Here is a 22,682-nt window from a genome sequence, read left to right on the forward strand (position 1 = left end):
GGATTGGAGTTTTCGGTGTCGGAAAATCTCAAAGACTGGCAGCCGCGTCCGCGCCCGGAGCGCAAGGTTCTGGAGGGCCGCTATGTCAGGCTCGAGCCATTGAGGGCCGCAACACATGGCGACGGCCTCTATGAAGCATCGTCCGTGGCCGACGTCGACGGCCGCTTCGCGTGGCTGCCCGACTATCCGCCGGAAACCCGCGCCGCCTTCCAGCCCTGGCTGGACAAGGTGGAGGCGAGCGAGGATCCGCTGTTCTTCGCTATTGTCGACAAGGCAAGCGGCAAGGTCGCCGGCCGCCAGACGCTGATGCGCATCGATCCGACCCATGGCGTCATCGAGATCGGCAACATCTACTGGGGACCCCTCATCTCGCGCAAGCCGGCGGCGACGGAAGCACAGTTCCTGTTCATGAAATACATCTTCGACGAACTCGGCTATCGCCGCTACGAATGGAAGTGCAACAACCGCAACGGGCCGTCGAAGCGCGCGGCGGAACGGTTCGGCTTCAAGTTCGAGGGTATTTTCCGCCAGCATCTCATCGTCAAGGGTGAAAACCGCGACACCGCGTGGTATTCGATCATCGACAAGGAATGGCCGGCTCTGCGCAAGGCTTATGAAGCCTGGCTCGATCCGGCCAACTTCGACGCCAATGGCCAGCAGAACCGCCGGCTCGAGGATTTTCGCGCGGAATTCGGCGCCTAACGGGAGTTTGCCATTTGGCGCATATCCACGATCACAGCGGGCACGATCACGGCGGCGGCCATGTGCATGGGTCGACGGACCAGAAGCGCGTCCTGATCGCGGCCTGCCTGACCGCCGGCTTCATGATGGCCGAGGCGCTCGGCGGCCTGTTTACCGGGTCGCTGGCGCTGCTGGCCGATGCCGGCCACATGCTCGCCGACGCCATTGCGCTCGGCCTGGCCTGGTATGCCTTCCATCTGGCGGGCCGGCCGGCAACCGGCCAGCTCACCTACGGCTTCGGCCGCGTCAAGACGCTGGTGGCCTACACCAATGGCATCGCCATTTTCGTCATCGCTCTGTGGATCGTCTACGAAGCGTGGGATCGCCTGCTGACACCGGCGCCGGTGCTGGGCGGGCCGATGCTGGTGGTGGCGATCCTCGGCCTGCTGGTCAATATCGGCTCCTTCCTGGTGCTGCATGGCGGCGATCGAGACAACCTCAACATGCGCGGCGCCATCCTGCATGTGCTCGGCGATCTGCTCGGCTCGGCAGCCGCGATCGTCGCGGCACTGGTCATCCTGGCGACTGGCTGGACGCCGATCGACCCGATCCTGTCCGTGCTGGTCTCGCTGCTGATCCTGTCCACCGCGTGGTCGCTGATGCGCGCCGCCGCCCACGTCCTGCTCGAAGGCGTGCCGCCAAGCCTCGATCGCGACCTGATCGCCGGGGACATTCAGGCAACGGTCCAGGGCGTGCGCGAGGTGCACCATATGCACATCTGGTCGCTCGACGGGTCGAGCAGCATGGCGACGCTGCATGCCTGCCTCAACGAGGGCGTCGATGCCCATCAGGCGGTCAGCGCCATCAAGAAGCGGCTTGCCAGCGAGCACGGCATCAGCCATGCCACCGTGGAACCGGAATTCGGCCGGTGCGCCGACGATGGCGACGACCATCATCACGAGCATGAGCACGATGCGGCCGCGCATCACGGCCACTATCACTAGGATCGATCGATGACCATTGATCGGACCTGCCTCAGGAGTCCTCCAGCTTTGCAACTCAGCTCGATGAACGACCGCCGTTCCGGTGCGGCATGATGGACCGTGACACGCGCAATGCGGCCATTGCGGCGGTCTGGATCATGCTTCTGTTCGGCATTGCCGCCTTCTACCTGCCGACCGTGATGTTGGCACTCGGCAGTTATTCGACCGTGCTGGCGGGTATCTTCGGCACCGTCTTCGTGCTGGCGTTTTTCCTGGTGTTCTGGTTGCGCGCGCGCACCCAGCGCAAAAATCGGAAGTAAGGGATATCGGACATGCGCATTCTGATCACTGGCGCCGCGGGCATGGTCGGCCGCAAACTCATCGCCCGGCTGGCCAAGGACGGCACGCTGCGCGGCGAGAAGATCACGGCGCTCGACCTCCACGACATCGTGCCGCCGCAGGCGCCAGCCATGGACGGCGTCAGCGTCGCGCTGCACACGGGGGACCTTGCCGTAGCAGGCGCCGCGGAAAGCCTGGTTGTGTCGCGCCCCGATGTCGTCTTCCACCTCGCCGGCATCGTGTCGGGTGAGGCGGAAGCGAATTTCGACCTCGGCTACCGCGTCAACCTCGACGGCACGCGTGCGCTGTTCGACGCCATCCGCCTGGCAGGGTTTGCGCCGCGCGTCGTCTTCACGTCGTCAATCGCCGTTTTCGGCGCGCCGTTCCCGGATGTCATACCGGACGAATTCCACCCGACGCCGCTGACCTCCTACGGCACGCAGAAGCAAATGAGCGAAGCGCTGCTGGCAGATTATTCCAGGCGCGGCTTCTTCGACGGCATCGGCATCCGGCTGCCGACGATCTGCGTGCGGCCCGGCAAGCCCAACAAGGCGGCGTCCGGCTTCTTCTCCGGTATCATTCGTGAACCCTTGAGCGGGCAGGAGGCGATCCTGCCGGTGCCGCGCTCGGTCGTGCACACCCATGCCAGCCCGCGCTCGGCGGTGAGTTTCCTGATCCATGGCGCGGAGATCGAGGGCGCAGCCGCGGGGCCGCGCCGCAACCTGACGATGCCGGGTGTCGCCGTCACCATTGGCGAGCAGATCGAGGCGCTGGAACGGGTGGCTGGATCGCAGGCGACAAGCCTGATCCGCGAGGTGCCCGACGAGACGATCTGGGCAATCGTCAAGGGCTGGCCGACCCGCTTCGAGGCGCGGCGGTCAAGGGAACTTGGCTTCAGTGCCGAAAAGAGTTTTGACGAGATCATCCGCGCGCATATCGAGGATGAGCTGGGCGGCAAGATTCCCGGTCAGTAGCGCACGGTGCCTATCCCATTCCAACGGAATGGTAGGGTCTAAACGCTGCCCGTCAGGCTCGCGGACAGCAGCAGCAGTCCGAACAGGAAGACGAAGGCCGCGCCGCCGATCTCGACGATCGAGTGGATGCGGTTGCCCATGCGGCCGTCGCCGGCGAAATACACCGCCCAGTTCTTGGCGGTCACCGCGAGTGTGGCCAGGGCCGAGACGGTGATCGCGGTTCCGATCGACATTGCCAGCACCGACAGCAGGCCGCCGAGCCAGAGCCCGTTGAGCAGCGCGAAGCTGAGAACGATCAACGCACCGGAGCAAGGGCGGATGCCGACGGCGGCCACCGCCGACCAGGCGGTGCGCCAATCGAAGCGGTCACCCGACAGCAGCGCCGGATCAGGTGCATGCGAGTGGCCACAGGTGTCGCAGACCTCGCCGCTGGCGTGGTCGTGATGCGCATGATCATGCGCGCCGTGGCCGTAATGATCGTGCGAATGGCCATGCCCATGGTCGTGATCGCCATGCCCGTGCAGTGCGTGGGAATGAGCGTGCGCCGCATGGTCGTGAGCGCCATGCGAATGGCCGGCATGGGAATGACCGGCGTGAGCCGCCGACAGGCTGTAGGCCGGGCCCTTGCCAAACAGGCGCAGGACGGCTGGGCCGAGCTTGCGCCACAAAAGCCAGGCGCCAAAGAGGGTGACCAGGGCAAAGCTCATGATCTCCATGAACCAGGCCGCATCGGTCATCGAGATGGTGGTGCCGCGCAGGACGAAATAGGCCAGCAGCATCACCAGGATCGCCGTCAGGCCCTGCAGCAGCGCCGAGACGAAGGACAACAGGATGCCGCGCTTCAGCGCCACTTCGTTGGCCACCATATAAGACGAGATCACCGCCTTGCCGTGGCCGGGGCCGGCGGCGTGGAAAATGCCATAGGCGAAGGACAGGCCGATGAGTATCCAGATCTTGCTGTTGTCCTGGCGCATTGCCTTCATGGCCGTCGCCAGCGCGCGGTAGAATTCCTGCTGCCTCAGATTGATCCACATCAGGATATGGGCGAACGGACCGGTGGTGGGTGCCATGCCGTCATTGACGCCGATGCCGAGCGAACTCTGGGCGTGCGCGGCATTGGCGAAATGCATCATGGCAAAGGCAAGGGCCAACAGGCCGACTGCCAAACGCAGGGACGGTTTCGAACGGTTGCCGATCAGGTTCACCGGATCTATCCTTCTGGCTGACAGGTCAGTTCGAGTTTGGTGGCAAAGATCTTGCTCATGTCGGTGCCTGTCGGATCGTTGAAGAAGGCATCCGTCAGGGTCTTCTGGTTTTCCTTGATCGCTTCGTCCGGGTCCGGCCGGACGACCTTGCTCGTGCAGTTCGACGGCAGGCCCTCGACGGTGATGTTGGAATCCTCGGTGAAGTCGATCGCCGTGTAGAAGGTCGGATCGTAGACGCCGATGTCGATCGTGCCGGACAGCTTGATCGGCGCCTTCGGTTCGGATTCAAACAGGATGATCAACTGGTCGTTGTCGAAATTGGCCATCAGATGCGGCGGCGGCGTCATCGCCACGTCCTTGCCGTCCTGCGTGACGAGCTGGAAATAATTGAACTCGGCCAGCGAGGCATGGACGGTGTCGGCGACCTCCTTCAGCTCCTTGTCGTCAAGCTTCAGGTCGGAGTTCTTGTCGAACTCCATCATCACCGTGCTCGAAAACAGATCGTCGAAGCGCCACAGATGACGCAACGCTTTCACACTTTGGTGATCCGGGGACAGGACCACGTCGAGGCGCGCCTCGGCGAAGACGTGCGGATGCACCTCGGCCGGTCCTGTCGCGGCAAAGATCGCCGCCAAGGCCGAGGCCAGCATGATTGCGTGCCGTTTCAGATGCATTCGCGGTCGCGATTCCCTTGGCTTTCGAGAGCGTGGTCGAAGGTTACCAGAAAGGGGGCGAAATTGGGACTGCGGGCGCATGTCACCCAAAAGTGCGCGAGGCTTTGGATAGCGCCACGCATGCAGGAGAGCTCAAAAGCGTGCGGTATCCGGGCTGCTGGGGCAGGTCAGGCGCTCTCGCGCGTCCTGAACCACTGCACCAGGAAATCGACAAAAACGCGCACCTTCGCCGGAAGGTAACGGCGATGCGGATAGACGGCGAAGATGCCGCCGCCCGACAGGATGCGGTCGTCGAGCACCGCCACCAATTGGCCGCTCTTGAGGTCTGGGGCGGCGATGAAATCCGGCAGGATGCAAAATCCAAGCCCCGACAAGGCCGCGGCGCGCGCCGCCATCGGGCTGTTGACCTCGATCGGGCCGGAGACGGCGATGCTTACCGGATCGCCATTGTCGCCCTTGAAGGGCCAGTTGTTCAGTCCGCGGCCATTGGTGTCGACGATGCAGGGCATGTGGCCGAGATCCTGCGGTCGTGTCGGCATGCCATGCTTGGCGATCAGTTCCGGAGAGCCGCAGAGCTTGATCGAAAACGGCGCCAGCCGCCTGGCGATCAGCGACGAGTTCTCCAGCCGCGAGATGCGCACGGCAAGGTCGAAGCCTTCCTCGACCAGATCGACGAAGCGGTCGTCGAGCTGGATGTCGAGCACGATGTCGGGATACTGCTTGGCGAAATCGATCAGCGACTGGCCGATCGGCGCGTCGGCGAAGGTGCGCGGCGCCGACAGCTTGATGCGGCCGCGCACGTCGCCGGAGGACTCGCGCACGGCGTCGGCCAGGCTATCGACCTCGCGCACGATTTCCGAGGCGCGGCGGTAGTAGGTGTGGCCGGCCTCGGTCATCGAGAACTGGCGCGTGGTGCGGTTCAGCAGCAGAGCGCCGAGCTCGTCCTCCAGCTCGCGCACATATTTCGACAGCAGCGCCTTGGAGCGGCCGATCTTGCGCGCCGCCGCCGAAAAGCCTTCGGCCTCGACGACGTCGATGAAGGCGCGCATGCGGGTCAGTGTGTCCATTGTTCAGGCTCTTTGTGCTGCGTCGAGAAGTTTTCGGCCGAGCCGTATCAGGGCAATGTCGCTGCCGGAAGGGCCAAGCAGCGACAGACCGAACGGAGCGCCGGCGACCGAGCCGATCGGCAAGGTGATCTGCGGAAAGCCGGAGAGCCCGGCCAGGCATAGAAGATGGAGCGCGCGTTCGCGGTAGGCCTGGAATTGCTCCGGTGTGCTGTCGACATAGGGTGCCGGACCCGGCACCGTCGGCAGAACAAGGAAGCCGTCCTTGCCAAGCAAGGCGCTGAGTTCGCCGCGAAAGGTCAGCCGGCGCACCTTCTCGGCCTGTGCTGTCCGGTCGTCGACCGCACGGCCAAAGCCGAACCGTTCCTCGACGCCGGGCCCGAGCTCGCGCTCGCCGCTGGTGATCCATTCGCCATGCACTGTCCAGGCTTCCTTGGCCTGCAGGCGGCGAAAGCACCAGTAGAGTTCGTCCGGGGACGAGCTGAAGCTCGTCGCTGGCGTCGCCGGCGTGCCGAACACCGTGCCCACCAGCGCCTTCATTCCGGCATATTCGGCGGCCGCCGGCCGGGCGACCATCTCGTCCAGCCAGCCGAGCGCCAGCGGGCGGTCCAGGGAATGCTGGTGCGGATCGCGGCCAAGCAGCAGCTTGCCGACAGTCTCATAGGTTTCGATGTCGTCGGCGAACCAGCCGAACGTGTCGAAACTCGGCGCCAGTTGCATGGTGCCGTCGAGGGAAATGCGGCCATGCGTGGTGCGCAGCCCGATCAGCCCGCAGAAACTCGCCGGCGCGCGGATCGAACCGCCGGTGTCGGACCCCGTGGCGATGTCGGCCAACCTGCCCGCCACCGCCGCCGCCGACCCCGACGACGAGCCTCCGGTGACACGGTCGGGAGCCGCGGGGTTCACCGGAAACGGAAAGTGCGCGTTCCGGCCGAACAGAGCGAAGGCGAGTTCGTCGGTCTGCGTCTTGCCGATGAAGCGCGCACCGGCGTCGAGAATTGCCTGCACGGCCGGCGCCGTGCGCGAAGCGGCGTGGCCATTGGCGAATTTCTGCAAATTGCCGCAACCGGTGCGGTAGCCGGCAACGTCGTAAATATCCTTGACCGCCAGCCGCAGGCCGGCCAGGGGTCCAAGTTCGGCATGCGCCACCGGCATCTGGCGAAGGTCGAGAAAGGCGTTGAAAGGGCCGTGCGTGCCTGTCATCGTTCGATATCCGTATACGGTTGGCCAACATTGTTCGATGCCAGAAATTTTACAACCTGCGATACGATTTTTATTGATTGTGAAATGCTTCGCTCTTATATCGCGCTTGCCCAAAGTCGCACGTGCCTGTGGGTGTCCGCCGATCCTCGAATGGTGAGGGAAATCGGTAAGGTAACTGGAGCTAACCCCTCCAGTCGGTTTAGCGGCCAACCGCCAGACCGAGGACACCTTGAAGCAACGACGGTGCGGGCCTTTCTGGTTCTCTGCCGGTTGTCCAAAGACCGGGGTTACTGAAGAGGCACACCTTCATTGCCGGCAGTGCGGAACGGGGTTCTCCCAATCCAAGCCAAGGCAGACAAAGCGAACCGAAGCCGGGCAAGGCTAAGGTTCATCGCCGCGAGACGGCGTTTCATGGTTCCGGGGTCTCCACCGGCTGGTTCCATGGATTTTCCGTCCCGCCTTTGTTTGACCGCGTGTTCGCGAGGCCGACAGCCCGCGCCCGCACCCTTGTGCGCGCCGAAAGGCGCGATGGAGAAACCCGATGGCCACACAGCGCATCCTCGACTTCCTCGCCACCCGACGTCCGTCCGGCCCCTGCCTCGTCGTCGACCTCGACGTCGTCCGCGACAATTTCCGCGCCTTCGAGAAGGCTCTGCCCGATTCCAAGATCTACTATGCGGTGAAAGCAAACCCGGCGCCGGAAATCCTGCGCCTGCTTGCTGCGATGGGCTCGTCTTTCGACACCGCTTCCGTTGCCGAAGTCGAGATGGCGATGGACGCCGGTGCGCCGGCGGACCGCATCTCCTTCGGCAACACCATCAAGAAGGAGCGTGACATTGCACGCGCCTACCAGCTCGGCATCCGGCTGTTCGCGGTCGATTGCGTCGAGGAAGTCGAGAAGATCGCGCGCGCCGCTCCAGGCTCCCGCGTGTTCTGCCGCGTGCTGACCGATGGCGAGGGCGCCGAGTGGCCGCTGTCGCGCAAGTTCGGCTGCGTGCCCGACATGGCCGTCGACGTGCTGCGCCATGCCAGGGGCCTCGGCCTCGACGCCCATGGCGTGTCGTTCCATGTCGGCTCGCAGCAGACCGACCTGACCGCGTGGGACCGTGCTCTGGCCGACGCCAAGAAGGTGTTCGCGACGCTCGCGGAAGAAGGCATCGTGCTCAAGATGGTCAATATGGGCGGCGGTTTCCCTACGCGCTATTTGCGTGACGTGCCGGCGGCTCAGGCCTATGGCCAGGCGATCTTCTCGGCGCTGCGCAAGCACTTCGGCAACGCCATTCCCGAGACGATCATCGAGCCGGGTCGCGGCATGGTCGGCAATGCCGGCGTCATCAAGTCGGAAGTCGTGCTGATCTCGAAGAAGGCCGACAACGACAATGTGCGCTGGGTGTTCCTCGACATCGGCAAGTTCGGCGGTCTGGCCGAGACCATGGACGAGGCGATCCGCTATCCCCTCGTCACCCGCCATGACGGCAGCGAGACCGCGCCTTGCGTGCTTGCCGGCCCGACCTGCGATTCGGCCGACGTGATGTACGAAAAGACGCCCTATCCGCTGCCCTTGTCACTGACCATCGGCGACGAGGTGCTGATTGAAGGCACCGGCGCCTACACGACCACCTACTCGGCGGTCGCCTTCAACGGCTTCGAGCCTCTCCGATCCTACGTGATCTGACGGCTCATTAGAGCTGTTCAGATCATCCCAGGTGGGCGCCCGTCGCCCACTTGGGCTCGCCTGTGGAACATATCTCCGCTCGTGAAGGGATCGCGGAAATGGAAATGTCAGTCGAATTCGTAGCTCATGCGCCGGCCTTCGCCATGGTCGCCGAAACCGCTGCCGACATGGCGGCGCGCGAAGCCTTGCTCGATCGCGCCATGGGGCCGAAGCGCAAGACCAAATCATCGGAGAAGCTGCGCCGCGGCCGCCGGCCCTCGGAGGGGCTTGCCTTCGTCGCACGCGATGCCTCGGGCGGGGTGGCCGGCACCGTGCGGCTATGGGATGTCACGCTGGGCGAGGGCGGTCCGCCAGCGCTGCTGCTTGGCCCGCTCGCCGTCGACCCATCGCTCAAGAGTGCCGGCATCGGCTCGGCGCTGATGCGGCATGCCATCGCGGAAGCCGCGCGCCTCGGCCACGCTGCGATCCTGCTGGTTGGGGACGAGCCTTACTATGGCCGCTTCGGCTTTTCGGCCGCCAGGACCGGGGCGCTCGCCATGCCGGGGCCTTACGAACGGCACCGTCTGCTGGCCATGGAACTGGTGGAGGGCGTGCTTGACGGCGCCAGGGGCACGCTGAAGGCGTCCGGCCGCAAGCTCAAGGCACAGGCGCCGACCTTGGCCGCATGAGGCCTTAAGCGCGACTGCCCTTCAAACGAAACGCCGCCTGAAAAGGCGGCGTTTCGTTTACCTCGAAATCGCTTCTGGCGGCCGCGCCTGTCAACCGATCAACTGGCTCAGCGCCATGGCGACGGTCATGTCGCCTTCGACCTTTATCTTGCCGGTCATGAACGCCATGGTCGGGTTCAGGTCGCCCGCGATCAGCGAATCCAGATCGTCGAGCGACAGCTTGATGGTGCAGTCGGCGGGAGCGTCCGTGGTCGAGACGGCCGCGCCGTCGATGACGATGACGCCGTCGCTGCCGGTGTCGAACTTCACGGAACGGTCGAAGCCGCTGCTGGCCACGCGCGACTTGATCTTCTCGGCTATATCCTGAACGCTCACGCTGTTCTCCCTGTCTGGTTGCATCTGTCACGCTACGCACTTCGGTCCAGCCGAAGTTCATGCGGCATCACTGGCGATCATGATCGCTGCCGCATATAGCTTCGGATTGACGTTTACGTCAACGCGAATTGCAGGGATTGGCCCCAACGCCGACTGCTCTAGGGCCACCGGCACCGGGCCGATGGCTTAGTGCGCGCTGACCGGCTTGGGAGTCTCGGTCGCCTGGGTGCTGGCATCCTGCCGCCGACGCAGCCAGTTGTCGCGGATCTCATCCTTGCTCAGGAAATTGACCTGGTCGATCAGGACCTCATGGACCAGGGTTGCGCCGACCCGGGTGTTGATCGTGTCGCGGATCGCGGCGCGAAAGGCATCGAGGTCGAGCGTCGCCTTCTTGGTGAAGTCGATCTGGGGGTTGGCGTAGAGGTAGGTGTAGACCTGGTCGGTGATGAGCGCCTCGGCCGGGATCGACAGCTTCTTTATCTGCTCCGGCTCGACGGTGTAGACGAGCTTGGCCAGAAAATAGCCGTCGATCTTGGAGTCGTGGATCAGCGGCACCGAAATGATGTCGGTCTTGACGTAGTCCAGCCCGCCCAGCATCGGCTTGGGTTTCTCACCGACGCCCTGTTCACCGGCGGCCTGGAACGAATAGAACACCGCGCCGAGCGTGGCGGCGCAGATCCAGACCGCTATGGCGATGACCTTGATCATTTTGAACGCGAGCTCGGCATTGCCGCGCTCTAACCTTTCATCCTGCCGAACTCGCCGGCGGAGTAGGTGCCGTCGGTCTCGGCGCGCTGGATGGCACTGCGCAGCAGGCTGGCGACCTCGTTGACGGCGCTCAGATGCGCCAGGATAGCGGCTTCGTTCTTCGCCAGCTTCTGGCGCAGCCGGGTCAGGCCCTCGCGGTGCTGCTCGAGGAATTCGGCTTCGCTGCCGCCCTTCATGGCCCGGGTCAGCTCGTAGAGATAGCGGCTCTTGCGGGCGTTCGACGCCTTGAGGTCATAGCTTGTATCGCTGCGGATGCCGGCGGTCTCTTCCTCGACCACCTCCTCGATGCGGCCGATGATGGCGGCAAGGTTTCCAGGCCGCGCGAAAGGAGTCGGTGCCTCCGACGCGGTGGTGCGCGCGGGCAGCTTGGCGGTGAATTCCGAAGAGTCGGCCATGTGTTTCCCAGTCCTAGATCTTGATGTCTGTTTTTTTGGTTGTCTCGTCGCCGGTCATCGACTTGGCGGCTTTGCGCTGCAGCTCCTGGACGAGCGACGCGGACAGGCGGGTCTGCTGATCGATCTCGGTTTTTTCCGGCCCATTCGAGATCGGGCCGATCGGAATCTTGCGCTTGCCGTCCATGTAGTGGTCGGCGAGCAGCGACTTGGCGATGCCGATGCCGCCGCGGTCAGCCATGACGTCGGCGACACGCTCGGCGAGCTGCGATTTCCACATGTCGCCTGCGAGACCCGTGCCATAGACGCCCTCGGTGTCCTTGGGCAGCATGTTCTGGATGAAGGTCTGCAGGACCATCGCCTCGAACTTCTTGAACTTCTTGGCCGGGTCGGCTGTTGCGGCGGCCTTGTCCGCCGTCGCGCGCGACAGGATCGAGCCGGCATCGACCGAAGCCGCAGTGTCGACCGAAAACGTGCCGGCGACGCTGCCGGCGCGCTTGGTCAGCGCGGCGCGGGCAGCCTCGATATCCATCGGATCGGCAGCTCGGACGACATCCATCACGATGTCGCTGGGTGGAGAAATCGCCAAGAAGGTCCGCCTTTTGCCGGGTTTCCTTAGCCAGGACCATGCCTCAACAAGCTTGTGGCAGGCTTGCGGGGAGGCGGGCTTGATCTGGTTTCTCCGGGTCCAAGCCGCCTAGCCACCTTCCGTCAGGAAGCAGGAAGGCCAGCTCTCGACAGCATTTCGAGGAATCTCGCGTGATGATGATCCTTCACATAGCGAGGCACAAAGCCGGGGCAGACATTGCCCAGGTTGAGATGAGGAAGTTGTGACAGGCAATGGTGTATGGCCCTAGAGGCTTCTTCGTTGTTTCCGGTCGCCGACGCGGACGCGGCCCAGTAAAGGGCGCCGCGAACAAATCCCGGCTTTGTCCTGACCACCCTGCGGGCGACTTCGAGCGCCCGCCGATCGTCGCCGCCCGCAAACAGTGCGACAACCAAGCCATGATGACGCCAGAAATCGATGACGTCATGCGTTCCGAGCCGGATTGCCTCGTTCGCCTCACGCACTGCTTCGTTTACCTCTCCGCGCAATGCCAACAGCATCGAAATGTCGCCGTGGCCGGTCGGATAGCTTGGATTGAGACTGATCGCGTGCTGGCATTCGGCGATCGCTTCGTCAATGCGGCCACAGCTTTCGAGCGCGAATGACAGGATGCAGCGGGCAATTTCGTCGTCAGGCACCGCCCGTACCGACGCCGCCGCAAGCTCGACCGCCCGCTCGATCTGGCCCGGCTCCCTGGGTAACGAGCCGAACGCCACGCCCATTGAAATTATGATCGAGAGCGTCCGCTTCGCACGCGCGTTGTCGGCGCCTATGGAGACAGCTTTCTCGGCAAGTTCTAGCCCGATCAAAAGCGAGTCCCGGGTCATCTCAAAATACTTCATCAAAGCTTCGTTCACCAACCTGCGCACTTCGGGGGGACCAGGCGGGCTCTTGTCGCGGACTTTCCAGTTGGTCAGTTGAAGGTCGAGGATCACGGCCAAGACAACAGACTGTGCGATCCTGTCCTGGAATTCGAGCGCATTCTCGGACTGCCCGTCGAACTTCTGGGCCCACACGTTGTGGCCGCCAGCGGCATCGACAAGCTGGATGTTCACCCTCAGCCCATTGCCCGATCTTTGGACGCTGCCGCTAAGCACGTATCGCGCACGGAGCGTTCCCGGGATCTTGGTTCCTTCGGCACCACTTTTCTCCGCAGGCGGCTGTGCGGAGAGCACGACATAATCGGCCACCTCGGAAAGAGCCGTGGTGATGTCCTGCATGAGCCCCTTGGAGAAAAAGTCGTCGCCTTGCTTTCCGGTCAGATTGATGAAGTCGGCAACGCTGATCGATGGGCGCCCGTGGCGCTGGTTGGCTGGAACAGTATTTGCCGACTGTGTATTCGACGCCGTATCGGTAGACAGCATGGATTGCCAAAGCGCTCGCGTTTCCGGGCCGACCTCGACCCCGAACTCTTTCTTCAACATGCTTCTGCAAACTTCGTATGTCCTGATCGCCCTGTCGCGTTGACCCGACGCGAGCAGTAATTCCATCTTGAGCCGATAGGACTCTTCCCGCGTCGGTTCCATGACGAGAACGCGATCGACCAGTATGATTCCGGTTTCCGTGTCAACGAGACGGGCCAATTTTTCGAAAGCTTCAAGTGCGCGGCTCAGCAATCTGTCGCGTTCGGATGTGACCCAGCCATCGAACCCATCGCTTCCCAGATAAAACCCGTCGAGGAACGGCCCGTTGTAGTTCGCCAGAGCCTTTTCGAGTTCCGGCACAGAACGGGCCGTGAGGCCTTCTTCGAACTCGTCCACGTCAACCCGAACCGCGTCTGGCGTGAGGCCAATCGATTCCCCGCGGGAATGGATAAGATTCACGCCTGCCCGCGATAAATCCCGGCGCAGAATACTGAGGGTTTGCCTCAGACTGTTGCGGGAGTGTTCGCTATCGCTGTCACTCCAGAATAGATCAGCCAGCCTCTCCCGTGTCGCTGCCATGCCTGGAGACCGGGACAGATAAGCGATGATCGCAGGCCCTCGTTTTCCTGTCAGCCGGAGCGAATCCGCCATGGCATTTTCGATCCTGAAACCACCGAAGAGTGAGATTCTATTTGTCTCGTCCTTATCTTCATTTTGCATTTGCTCTCCCCGCCTGACGAAATTCTAACTCAAAACTAACGCTTCGCAAACAGTAGCGGCCCACCCTCAAGCGCTGCCGTGATGCAGGATTGTCTAGGTCCGGCGAGTTAGGGGGCCGAGTCATCAAGAACTTGGCTTGAGGGGTGCCGGGTGTCTGAGATCAGAGCCAATTTGCTGCTGCTGTTGGCGGCCGCTATATGGGGCCTCGCCTGGCCCGATTCCTTCCGTAGTGCAGTGCTCGCCAGCCGGTTGCCGGCAATGCTAGCGACAACCGTAGCCCTCGGGGGGACCTTCCCGCGGGTCTGGTTGGGCGAGTCCTTCGCGGCGCTCGCCATGCAACTGAGTTTGCTGGGCTGTTACCTTCTATGGACCAAGGCGGATCTGCTGCTGCTCGGCGCGCGGAGCAAGGTTCTTCGCGAGACTTCCACATGTTGAAAAGTAACTGTTTGAGAATGCCCGTCTTGAGGTGGAGAATGACATGTTGGGTAGTATGCATCGGGGCGTAGGTGCCCTGTCCGTAGCGGCCTCTTTTCGCGAGCAGGCGTGCGCGATATGCAGGGGTACCCTGATATCGGGGACAGAGCGGTCAGCCGAAGGGCCAGCAAAGCGTGCCGGCCTATTTTTGGCGCTGGTAGGGACACTTGGAGCTTCGGTGGTTTGGGCGCCGCAGGCCTGGGCGGCCAACGTCGATGTTGCCGTAGTATTCGCTGTCGATTTCTCATCCTCGGTCGATCCAAAGGTCGCCGATCTACAGCGCGAAGGTCATGCTGCGGCACTTACTTCTCCAGAGATCATCGCCGCCATCGCGCGCAATTACGTCGGCTGCATCAGCGTTGCCTACTTTGAGTGGTCAAGTCCCGGACACTCACGCGTCGTGCTGCCGTGGACAAACATCTGCGGGCTGGAAGACGCCAGAGCGGCCGCATCGGTGATCAGCAAGAAAGGAGATACCGGCTTCGCCCGTCGGGGGCGGAGCGGAACGTCCGTATCGTCGGCTATTGATGTCGGTGCCCTTCTGCTCGACCAGTTTCCGGGAACGGCAGCAAAGAAAGTAATCGACATCTCAGCCAACGGCGAGAATAATGATGGGCTTCCTGTTCAGCCGAGCAGGCTGAACGCCGTTGCCAAGGGGTATACAATCAACGCGATTGCCATTCCAACGCAGGATGAGGATCCCGATCAACCGTTGGCATCCTATTTTGCCAAATCGGTCATTGGCGGCTCCCAAGCCTTCGTTATAACGCCGAAGGGACCGAGTGACTATGTGATGGCCCTTCGCCGCAAGCTGGTTACGGAAGTAAGCATGGACGTTAGCCGGCAGGCGGATGGACTCTCTACGCAACATTGATGAGTTCGGGCAACGTTCCGGCTCCGCCAATTACTCCTGTCCCCGCTTCTGCGCGATCAGGTCCAGCCGCTCGCGGTCTGATCTCTCGCGCTCGTCGCGGTTGCGCAGGTCCCTGTAGGCGCGCTCGACCATGTTCGTGCGGGCGCTTGCCGCGGCGATGAGGCCGGCTTCTTGTCTCGCGCCTTCCAGGCTCTCCTCCTGGCGCACGACGGCTTGGGCGATGCGGCGATGATAGAGATCGGGGAACAGGCTGGAGAGGGAATTTTCCTGGTCGAAATGGCCGATCAATTCGCGGGCTTCGGCCTCGGCGGCGCTTGCCGCGGCGACGAAGGTGGCGTGGCGGGTTTCGTGCAGGGCTTTCAGCTGTCCCTGCACCTTGACCAGTTTCCTCAGACGATCCTTGCGCGTGCTCATGTCACCTCGCCAGCGTGAGGTCGACGAAGCCGTCGACGAACAGCGACAGCATGGTGCCGGCGGCGAAATAGAAGATCAGCATGCCGCCGGCCATGACGAAGGGCTGCGAGATGAAATAAATCGGGATCTGCGGCGTCAGCTTGTTGACGAAGCCGATCGTCAGATTGACGAGAATGGCGTAGGCGACGAACGGGCTGCCGAGGCGGATGACCAGGAAGAAAGTGTCCGACACGGTGTCGGTGATGTCGACCAGCGCCGCCTGCGGGTTGAAGAAGACGTTGACCGGCGCGACCGTGTAGGACGCCACCAGGGCGCGGACGATCTCGTGATCGAAGTCGAAGACGAACAGCATCAGCAGCGCCGAAAACGAAATGATGGCAGCAAGGGCCGCCTGCGGCTCCGGTTCCTCGATCGCTGGTCCGCCGGAACCGCCGTAGCCGATCAGCATGGCGATGGCCGAGCCCATGAAGCGAAGCGCCTCCATGTAGAGCCTGGTCATGGCGCCGATCAGCCCGCCGACCAGCAACTCCGAGATGATCATCGGCACCAGGATCTGCGGACGCGGATCGACGAAGGGAAAGATCTTGTCCCACAGGAAGGCAAGCAGGCCGCCGGTGGCGGCGATCGCGACGAACAGCCTGACCTGGACCGGGACGCGGGCGCTGGACAGGCCAGGCATCAGCATGAAACAGGCGCCGATGCGGCAGAAGGCGAGGAACGCCGCGATGACGACGGCCTCCGAGAGAACGCTCACGATATGGTCCCGAGCACCCTGATCTCGACGCCCTTGGCGATTTCGACATGGGAGAGCACCGGCAGCGTGGTGAACAGGCGCTCGATGATCATGCGCACATAGGGGCGGGCGTCGGGCGCGGTGACGAGGACAAAACGCTCGCCGGCTTCGAGGTGTTTCTTGATCGCCTTGGTGGCGTCCTGGCCGAATTCCTCCAACTGGCGCGGATCGATGTCGAATTCGCGCACCTCGCCCTTGGCGTCGCGCTTGAGGCTCTGGTGGAAGGCAAGGTCCCAGCGGTTGCCGAGGCGCAGCACCTTGAGCACGCCGCCTTCGGAGAGGTCGCCGCAGATCTGCTGGGCCATGCGGATGCGCACATGCTCGACGATCTGCTCGGTGCGGCGCACATGCGGCGCGATCTCGGCGATGGCCTCGATGATGAGATGCAGGTTGCGGATCGAGACGCGTTCGGCAAGCAGCAGCTTGAGCACCGCCTGCAGGCCAGGATAGGATATGTGGGTGGTGCAGATCTCGTCGGCGAGCTTGCGGTATTCCTGGTCCTGGCGTTCGAGTAGCGCCTTCATGTCCTTGTAGGACAGGAGCTGCGGCAGGTTGTTGCGGATGACTTCCGAGAGATGGGTGAGCAGCACCGACATGTTGTCGGCGAAGGTGAAGTTCTCGCGCTTCAGATCCTCGGCGAAGGTTTCCATGACGGAGTAGGCGCGCATGCCGAAGGCGGGCTCGCGAATTTCCTCGCCGGGGATTTCGGGTATGTCGCGGTTGCCGAGCAGCACCATGATCTCGCCGACGCGCATCGAATATTCGGCGACCACGGTGCCGTGCACCTTGATCTGGTAACTTTTCGGCGGGATGGCGAAGTCGTCGGCGACACGGACTTCCGGTACGACGAAGCCGTACTGCTGGGCGAATTTCTTGCGCATCTTGGACATGCGGAAGACCAGTTCCTGATGCGAGACCAGAAGCCGGGTGGAAAGCTGCTTGCCGATCAGGAGTTCGATCTCGGCGGTGGCGAGCGAGGCCTTGACCGAGTTCTTCTCTTCCTCGGCCTTGCTCGCTTTCTCCTGGCTCTTCAGCGCCTCGGCCTCGGCGACGGCCCGGTTGTGGCGCATTGGAATGACATAGCCGAGGCCAGCCATGCCGGCGGCGAGCGCGAAGAACGGGAACAGTGGCAGGCCGGGCATCAGGCCGAGCAACACCAGCAGTGCGGCCGCCACGTAGAGCGCGCGCGGATGGGCGCCGAGCTGGCCGAACACGGCCTGGTTGGTCGAGCCGCGCGTGCCGCCCTTGGAGACCAGCAGGCCGGCGGCGAGCGAGACGATGAGCGCCGGGATCTGGGTGACGAGACCGTCGCCGACCGACAGCTTGATGAACACGTCGGCGGCCTCGCCCATGCCCATGCCGTGCCTGATGTAGCCGATGGCGATGCCGCCGACGATGTTGATGGCGGTGATGATGAGGCCGGCGATGGCGTCGCCGCGGACGAATTTCGAGGCGCCGTCCATCGAGCCGAAGAAGGAGGATTCCTCTTCCAATTCGCGGCGGCGCAGTTGCGCGGTCTTGTCGTCGATCATGCCGGCGGAGAGGTCGGCGTCGATCGACATCTGCTTGCCGGGGATGGCGTCGAGGGTGAAGCGCGCGCCGACCTCGGCGATACGGGTGGCGCCTTTGGTGATGACGATGAAGTTCACCACGATCAGGATCATGAAGACGATCAGGCCGATGACGAAATCGCTGGCCATCACCAGCTTGGAGAAGCCGGCGATGACATAGCCGGCGGCGTGCGTGCCCTCATTGCCATGCGACAGGATCATGCGCGTGGTGGCGATGTTGAGCGACAGGCGCAGCATGGTGGCAATGAGCAGCACGGTCGGGAAGGACGAGAAATCGAGTGGCCGCTGGATCCACAGCGCCACCATCAGGATCAGCACCGAAAGCGCGATCGAGAAGGCAAGCCCGATGTCGATGAGAAAGGCCGGGATCGGCAGGAACAGCACGGCCAGGATGACGACGATGCCGAGCGCGAAGAAGACGTCGCGGCCGTTCTTGGCCACCGCGCCGGGCTGGATGCTTTCGCTGATCGCCATTCTCGTCCTCGAAACCCTGGGCTGCCGAGCATGCGACAGCCCGGCGAGGGTAGCTGGCCAAGCTTGCGCGAGGGTGGGAGAGTGACGGAATCGACTCTCTCGCGAAGGACACCTCATGCTGCTGATCTTCGGTACGATTCGCCTGCCGCCCGACAGGCTCGAGGAGGCAAGGCCGGTGATGGAGCGCATGGTTCGCGCCAGCCGCGCCGAGGACGGCTGCCTTGAATATTCCTATGCGCAGGATGTGCTTGATCCCGGCTTGATCCGGATCACCGAGATGTGGCGCGCCAGACCGGCACTGGATGCGCATTTCCGCTCGCCGCATCTTGCCGACTGGCGCGCGAGCTGGCCGGGGCTCGGCATCGGCGAGCGCAATCTCGTGCTCTACGAGGCCGGCGAAGCCATACCGACCTGAGCGGTCCGGCGGCTAGATCCTCGCCGGCTCCGGCTCGGTGTACGCATTGTGCTGAAAGGGCATGGTGAATGCGCAACTGGCGGGCAGCCCCCCTCGGCCCCAAGGCGGGAAGGCCGGATCGGGCGGTTTCGCGGCCATAATGGCGCCTTTGATGTCGGCATTGTGGTTGTCACGACGTGCCGCCCGGCGTATCAGGCGGGTCTTCCTTTGCCTTGATATCGGCGAGCCGCCCCGGTGCTTTCCAGAAACCAACCCCAAGTCTACGCCCGCCGGCTGCGCGCGGTTCTTTTGAGGTCAGTCCCTCTGCTGGAGGCACGCGGCATCGCCGTGGTCATGCTGGCGGGCGTTGTCGGCGTCATGGGCGGCATACTGGTCACCGCGATGAGCCAGATCGTACAGGACCTGCACGGGCTGCTGTTCGGCGTCCAGCCCGGCGGGCGCCTATCTGGCATGTTCTCGCTCGCCAATCCGATACAGGCGCTGATCCCGGCGATCGGCGGTATCCTGCTCGGGATATCGGTGGTCTGGCTGAGGCTCCGGAAATTCCGCACGCCGGTCGATCCGATCGAGGCCAACGCGCTCTATGGCGGGCGCATGTCTCTGACCGATACCTTCATCATCGTCGTGCAGACGATGATTTCCAGCGGCTTCGGCGCTTCGGTCGGTCTGGAGGCGGGCTACACGCAGGTCGGCTCAGGCGTCGCCTCACGGCTGGCGCGCGCTTTCCGGTTGCGCCGCAACGACGTCCGCATCCTGGTTGGCTGTGGTGCCGCCGGCGCCATATCGGCCGCCTTCGACGCGCCGCTGACGGGCGCCTTCTACGGTTTCGAACTGGTCATCGGCATCTACTCGGTCGCCAATGTCGCCCCTGTCATGACGGCCGCGATCTCGGCGTCGCTGACGGCGGAAGTGTTCGGCGGCGTGCCCTTTCCGCTCGAGCTTTCAGGGTTGCCGCAACTCACCGCCAGCCAATATGTGCCTTTCCTGTTGCTCGGCCTGCTTGGCGGTGCTGCCTCGATCGCCATCATGCAACTCGTGACGTTGATCGAGCGTGGGTTCAACCGCCTGTCGGTCGACGCCTCGCTGCGCCCCGTCATCGGTGGTGTGCTGGTCGGCCTCCTCGGCCTGATCACGCCGCAGGTCCTGTCCAGCGGCCACGGCGCGCTGCATCGCGAGTTCGCCATGAATTACGGGCTGGCGGTGGTGGCCAGCGTCTTCGTGCTGAAGCTGGCGGCGTCGGCGATCTCACTGGGTTCGGGCTTTCGCGGCGGATTGTTCTTCGCCTCGCTGTTCCTTGGTGCGCTGCTCGGCAAGTCGTTCGCCGGTGTCATGGCGCTCGTGTCGCCGGCGACCGGTATCGACCCCTCCGTCGCCGCCGTTGTCGGCATGACGTCGCTTGCCGTCGGCGTCGTCGGCGGGCCTCTGACCATGACCTTCCTGGCGCTGGAATCGACCCGCGACCTGACGCTCACCGGCGTGGTGCTGGCCGCCTCGATCATGGCGGCGATCCTGGTGCGCGAGACCTTCGGTTATTCGTTCTCGACCTGGCGCTTCCACCTGCGCGGCGAGACGATCCGCAGCGCCCACGATGTCGGCTGGATGCGCAGCCTGACCGTCGGCTCGATGATGCGCGAGGACATCAAGACCGTCGATGCGTCGACGACGCTGGCCGCCTTCCGCAAGGAATTCCCGCTGGGTTCGGCCCAGCGCGTGATCGCCGTCGACCCGGGGGATGAGTATGTCGGCGTGCTGATCGTGGCCGAACTGCATAGCGATCCCTCCGGGGGCGAGGTGTCGGTGCGCGACCTTGCCCAGTACAAGGATGCCGTCCTGGTGCCCAGCATGAACGTGCAGGCCGCCGCCGAGACCTTCCAGCGCGCCGGCGCCGAGGAACTGGCCGTGGTCGAGGACTTCGCCGACCACATCGTGCTCGGGCTGCTGACCGAGGGCCATTTGATGCGGCGCTATGCCGAGGAACTCGAAAAGGCCCGCCGGGACCTGTCGGGAGAGGGGTAGGCGCCGCGAACCTTTGAATTCGTCAGTGCTCGATCGGCCCCTTGGCCATGACCAACGCGGTGCCGGCGGTCGTCGGGCGCTCGATGACGCGGCGCACGCGCGGCGGCTCGTTGCCCGAGTGCAGCGCCCGCAAGCGCTCGCCGACCATGGCGTCGGCTTGGGTGATGCGACCGTTATGCCTGACATATTCGAGCCAGGTCGGCGTGTGGTAGTGCTCGATCCAGATCGACGGATTTTCGAGATCGCGCGCCAGTGTCCAGTTGCGGGCGCCGTCGCGACGGCGGATGCGGCCGCGCTCGGCCATGGTGGCGAGGAATTCCGCCTCGTCCTCGTGCCGGATGATGTATTCGATCATAATGGCGATCGGACCGCTGCGCGGCTTCAGGTCAAGTGCCAGGTGCGGCTCCTTGAAGCGGTTGAGCGGGTCGAGGTTGAGCACCTGCTGTTGCGGCAGCGGCAGCACGAGGCCGATGGCGCCCCCGGCCAGCATGGCGATGGCCGCGGCGATCAGCGCCGTCTCGGCGCCATGCGCGTCGGCGACGACACCCCAGATCCAGCTGCCCAGTGCTATGCCGCCGAAGGTTGCGGTCTGGTAGACCGACAGAACCCGGCCGACCACCCAGCGCGGTGTCGCCATCTGCACGGTGACGTTGAAATGCGAGAGCGCGATCACCCAGCAGGCACCGCCGACCAGCAGGCCGAGCGAGGTCTGCCAGGCATGCTGGCTGACGGCGGCGTTGAAGGCGCAGGCCGCAAAGCCGGCGAAGGCACAGCGCACCATCGTCTCGCTGGAGAGCAGCTGCCGCAGCCGCACGCTGATCAGCGCCCCGCCGACGGCGCCGATGCCGAAGGCGCCCAGCATGATGCCGTAGGTCAGCGCATCGCCCTTGACCACATCGCGCGCCACCAGCGGCAGCAGCGCCAGCACCGCGCCGGCGCTGAAGCCAAAGGCGGCGCCCCTGACCAGCACCTTGCCGATATTCGGCGACATGGCGACGTAGCGCAGGCCGGCGCCCATGGCGGCCCCCAATGACTCGCGCGGCAAGGTCGAGGCCGGTAGATCCGGCTTCCAGCGTGCCAGCACGACGATAAGCCCGACATAGCTCACCGCGTTCGCCGCGAAGGCCGCGGCCGCGCCGGCGGCCGCGACGATGATGCCACCGATTGCCGGGCCGACGCTGCGTGTCAGGTTGAAGCCCATGGAATTCAGCGCCACGGCGGCAGGCACCTTGTTGCGCGGAACGATGTCGCCGACGGAGGCCTGCCATGACGGGCTGTTGAGTGCCGTGCCGCTGTCGATCAGGAAGGTAAAGGCCAGCAGCGTCCACGGCGTGATCAGGTCCAAATAGGTGAACGCGGTCAAAAGCACCGAAACGACCAGCATGAAGGTCTGGGCGACCAGCATCACCTTGCGGCGGTCGAAGCTATCGGCGATGGCGCCGGCGACAAGCGCGAACAGCATGATCGGCAAGGTGGTCGAGGCCTGGACCAGGGCGACCTGATAGGGCGAGGTGGCGATGGTGGTCATCATCCAGGCGGCGCCGACGCCCTGGATCAAGCCGCCGAAATTGGAGACGAGGCTCGCGCCCCATACGGCCCGGAAGATGCCATGCCGGAATGGCGCCAGCGCCGAGACGCTTTCGCTATCCGGCTTCTCGTCAATCATGGATGGGTTCCTGCCACGGCGCGCTGATCCTTGCGGGAATCCGTTTCCCCGCATGATTTGCCGAAACTATGGCATCGCGGCGCAAAGGGCGAATGCCTTGCAGGGAAGATCATGGTCCAACAAGGGGATAGCGAAGGGCCACACGCTGGCGCCGCCACCGCAAACCGTCGCGCCCTGAATGGCACTCCACAGCATGTCGCGGCGAACCGGATTCGCCCGACCTGCTGTAAGCTTCTGATTCTATGCACGTCGTTGTTCCGGAACCGGGAACCACTTCCGGGCGACATGCATTA

General features: G+C 63.8%; 22 protein-coding genes. 9 read left to right on the forward strand and 13 right to left on the reverse strand.

Features of this window, described 5'->3' with window-relative positions; all coding sequences use genetic code 11:
• Positions 1 to 15: 15 nt before the first annotated feature.
• From FJW04_RS07995 to denD, 4 genes are all read left to right on the forward strand, one after another.
• Entirely contained in the window at positions 16 to 702 is a 687-nt protein-coding gene (locus FJW04_RS07995; protein ID WP_140713423.1) for a GNAT family protein, read from the forward strand.
• Positions 703 to 716: 14 nt separating this feature from the next.
• Positions 717 to 1,685 carry a cation diffusion facilitator family transporter gene (locus FJW04_RS08000; protein ID WP_140713425.1) on the forward strand — a complete coding sequence of 323 codons (969 nt, stop codon included), beginning with the start codon at positions 717 to 719 and terminating at the stop codon, positions 1,683 to 1,685.
• Positions 1,686 to 1,774: 89 nt separating this feature from the next.
• Positions 1,775 to 1,984, forward strand: coding sequence for a hypothetical protein (locus FJW04_RS08005; protein WP_015315870.1), 210 nt, complete (start codon positions 1,775 to 1,777; stop codon positions 1,982 to 1,984).
• Between the two features lie 12 nt (positions 1,985 to 1,996).
• Positions 1,997 to 2,977: a D-erythronate dehydrogenase gene (denD, locus tag FJW04_RS08010; RefSeq protein ID WP_140713427.1), complete on the forward strand. Its 981-nt coding sequence runs from the start codon at positions 1,997 to 1,999 to the stop codon at positions 2,975 to 2,977.
• Between the two features lie 38 nt (positions 2,978 to 3,015).
• Here the strand turns inward: denD and FJW04_RS08015 are convergent, their stop codons facing one another.
• The 4 genes from FJW04_RS08015 to FJW04_RS08030 all read right to left on the reverse strand — a co-directional run bounded on the left by FJW04_RS08015 (position 3,016) and on the right by FJW04_RS08030 (position 7,123).
• Positions 3,016 to 4,110 (reverse strand): nickel/cobalt transporter, encoded by a 1,095-nt coding sequence (locus FJW04_RS08015; RefSeq protein ID WP_224622467.1) that lies wholly within the window; start codon positions 4,108 to 4,110, stop codon positions 3,016 to 3,018.
• 77 nt (positions 4,111 to 4,187) lie between these two features.
• On the reverse strand, positions 4,188 to 4,856 hold the full coding sequence (locus FJW04_RS08020; RefSeq protein WP_140619413.1) for a DUF1007 family protein: 669 nt from the start codon (positions 4,854 to 4,856) through the stop codon (positions 4,188 to 4,190).
• A 167-nt stretch (positions 4,857 to 5,023) separates the two neighbouring features.
• Positions 5,024 to 5,923: a LysR family transcriptional regulator gene (locus FJW04_RS08025; protein WP_015315874.1), complete on the reverse strand. Its 900-nt coding sequence runs from the start codon at positions 5,921 to 5,923 to the stop codon at positions 5,024 to 5,026.
• Positions 5,924 to 5,926: 3 nt separating this feature from the next.
• Positions 5,927 to 7,123: an amidase gene (locus FJW04_RS08030; RefSeq protein ID WP_140713429.1), complete on the reverse strand. Its 1,197-nt coding sequence runs from the start codon at positions 7,121 to 7,123 to the stop codon at positions 5,927 to 5,929.
• A gap of 541 nt (positions 7,124 to 7,664) precedes the next feature.
• Here FJW04_RS08030 and odc2 point away from each other — a divergent pair.
• On the forward strand, positions 7,665 to 8,798 hold the full coding sequence (gene odc2 / locus FJW04_RS08035; RefSeq protein WP_015315876.1) for an ornithine/lysine decarboxylase: 1,134 nt from the start codon (positions 7,665 to 7,667) through the stop codon (positions 8,796 to 8,798).
• A gap of 98 nt (positions 8,799 to 8,896) precedes the next feature.
• Entirely contained in the window at positions 8,897 to 9,466 is a 570-nt protein-coding gene (locus FJW04_RS08040; RefSeq protein WP_140713431.1) for an N-acetyltransferase, read from the forward strand.
• Positions 9,467 to 9,556: 90 nt separating this feature from the next.
• On the opposite strand, the gene FJW04_RS08045 is transcribed toward FJW04_RS08040, so the two are convergent.
• The 5 genes from FJW04_RS08045 to FJW04_RS08065 form a co-directional block, all read right to left on the reverse strand.
• Positions 9,557 to 9,841, reverse strand: coding sequence for an SCP2 sterol-binding domain-containing protein (locus FJW04_RS08045; RefSeq protein ID WP_140661803.1), 285 nt, complete (start codon positions 9,839 to 9,841; stop codon positions 9,557 to 9,559).
• 186 nt (positions 9,842 to 10,027) lie between these two features.
• Positions 10,028 to 10,549, reverse strand: coding sequence for a hypothetical protein (locus FJW04_RS08050; RefSeq protein ID WP_015315879.1), 522 nt, complete (start codon positions 10,547 to 10,549; stop codon positions 10,028 to 10,030).
• A 29-nt stretch (positions 10,550 to 10,578) separates the two neighbouring features.
• Positions 10,579 to 11,004, reverse strand: a complete 426-nt coding sequence (locus FJW04_RS08055; protein ID WP_140713433.1) for a hypothetical protein — start codon at positions 11,002 to 11,004, stop codon at positions 10,579 to 10,581.
• A gap of 13 nt (positions 11,005 to 11,017) precedes the next feature.
• Entirely contained in the window at positions 11,018 to 11,590 is a 573-nt protein-coding gene (locus FJW04_RS08060) for a rod-binding protein (protein ID WP_181172903.1), read from the reverse strand.
• Between the two features lie 122 nt (positions 11,591 to 11,712).
• On the reverse strand, positions 11,713 to 13,692 hold the full coding sequence (locus tag FJW04_RS08065) for a BTAD domain-containing putative transcriptional regulator (protein ID WP_140713435.1): 1,980 nt from the start codon (positions 13,690 to 13,692) through the stop codon (positions 11,713 to 11,715).
• A gap of 478 nt (positions 13,693 to 14,170) precedes the next feature.
• Here FJW04_RS08065 and FJW04_RS08075 point away from each other — a divergent pair, with 478 nt between their 5' ends.
• Positions 14,171 to 15,040 (forward strand): DUF1194 domain-containing protein, encoded by an 870-nt coding sequence (locus FJW04_RS08075; RefSeq protein ID WP_140619424.1) that lies wholly within the window; start codon positions 14,171 to 14,173, stop codon positions 15,038 to 15,040.
• Between the two features lie 30 nt (positions 15,041 to 15,070).
• On the opposite strand, the gene FJW04_RS08080 is transcribed toward FJW04_RS08075, so the two are convergent.
• The 3 genes from FJW04_RS08080 to flhA are packed head-to-tail and all read right to left on the reverse strand — an operon-like array spanning position 15,071 to position 18,292.
• Positions 15,071 to 15,454 (reverse strand): hypothetical protein, encoded by a 384-nt coding sequence (locus tag FJW04_RS08080; RefSeq protein WP_140713437.1) that lies wholly within the window; start codon positions 15,452 to 15,454, stop codon positions 15,071 to 15,073.
• Between the two features lies 1 nt (position 15,455).
• Positions 15,456 to 16,208 carry a flagellar biosynthetic protein FliR gene (gene fliR / locus FJW04_RS08085; RefSeq protein ID WP_140713439.1) on the reverse strand — a complete coding sequence of 251 codons (753 nt, stop codon included), beginning with the start codon at positions 16,206 to 16,208 and terminating at the stop codon, positions 15,456 to 15,458.
• Positions 16,205 to 18,292, reverse strand: a complete 2,088-nt coding sequence (flhA, locus tag FJW04_RS08090) for a flagellar biosynthesis protein FlhA (RefSeq protein ID WP_015315887.1) — start codon at positions 18,290 to 18,292, stop codon at positions 16,205 to 16,207. Before flhA ends, fliR begins: the two co-directional genes overlap by 4 nt.
• 115 nt (positions 18,293 to 18,407) lie before the next feature.
• On the opposite strand from flhA, the gene FJW04_RS08095 reads away from it, so the two are divergent.
• The gene (locus tag FJW04_RS08095; RefSeq protein WP_140713441.1) at positions 18,408 to 18,707 is read left to right on the forward strand and encodes a putative quinol monooxygenase; all 300 of its coding nucleotides are present in this window, start codon (positions 18,408 to 18,410) and stop codon (positions 18,705 to 18,707) included.
• A gap of 234 nt (positions 18,708 to 18,941) precedes the next feature.
• A complete protein-coding gene (locus FJW04_RS08100) occupies positions 18,942 to 20,723 on the forward strand; it encodes a chloride channel protein (protein ID WP_140619432.1) in 1,782 nt (593 codons plus the stop codon).
• Between the two features lie 22 nt (positions 20,724 to 20,745).
• Here FJW04_RS08100 and FJW04_RS08105 read toward each other — a convergent pair whose 3' ends face one another.
• The gene (locus FJW04_RS08105) at positions 20,746 to 22,389 is read right to left on the reverse strand and encodes an MFS transporter (protein ID WP_015315890.1); all 1,644 of its coding nucleotides are present in this window, start codon (positions 22,387 to 22,389) and stop codon (positions 20,746 to 20,748) included.
• Between the last annotated feature and the right edge of the window lie 293 nt (positions 22,390 to 22,682).

This window comes from Mesorhizobium sp. B2-7-3 (genome assembly GCF_006440715.1).
Lineage (GTDB): Bacteria > Pseudomonadota > Alphaproteobacteria > Rhizobiales > Rhizobiaceae > Mesorhizobium > Mesorhizobium australicum.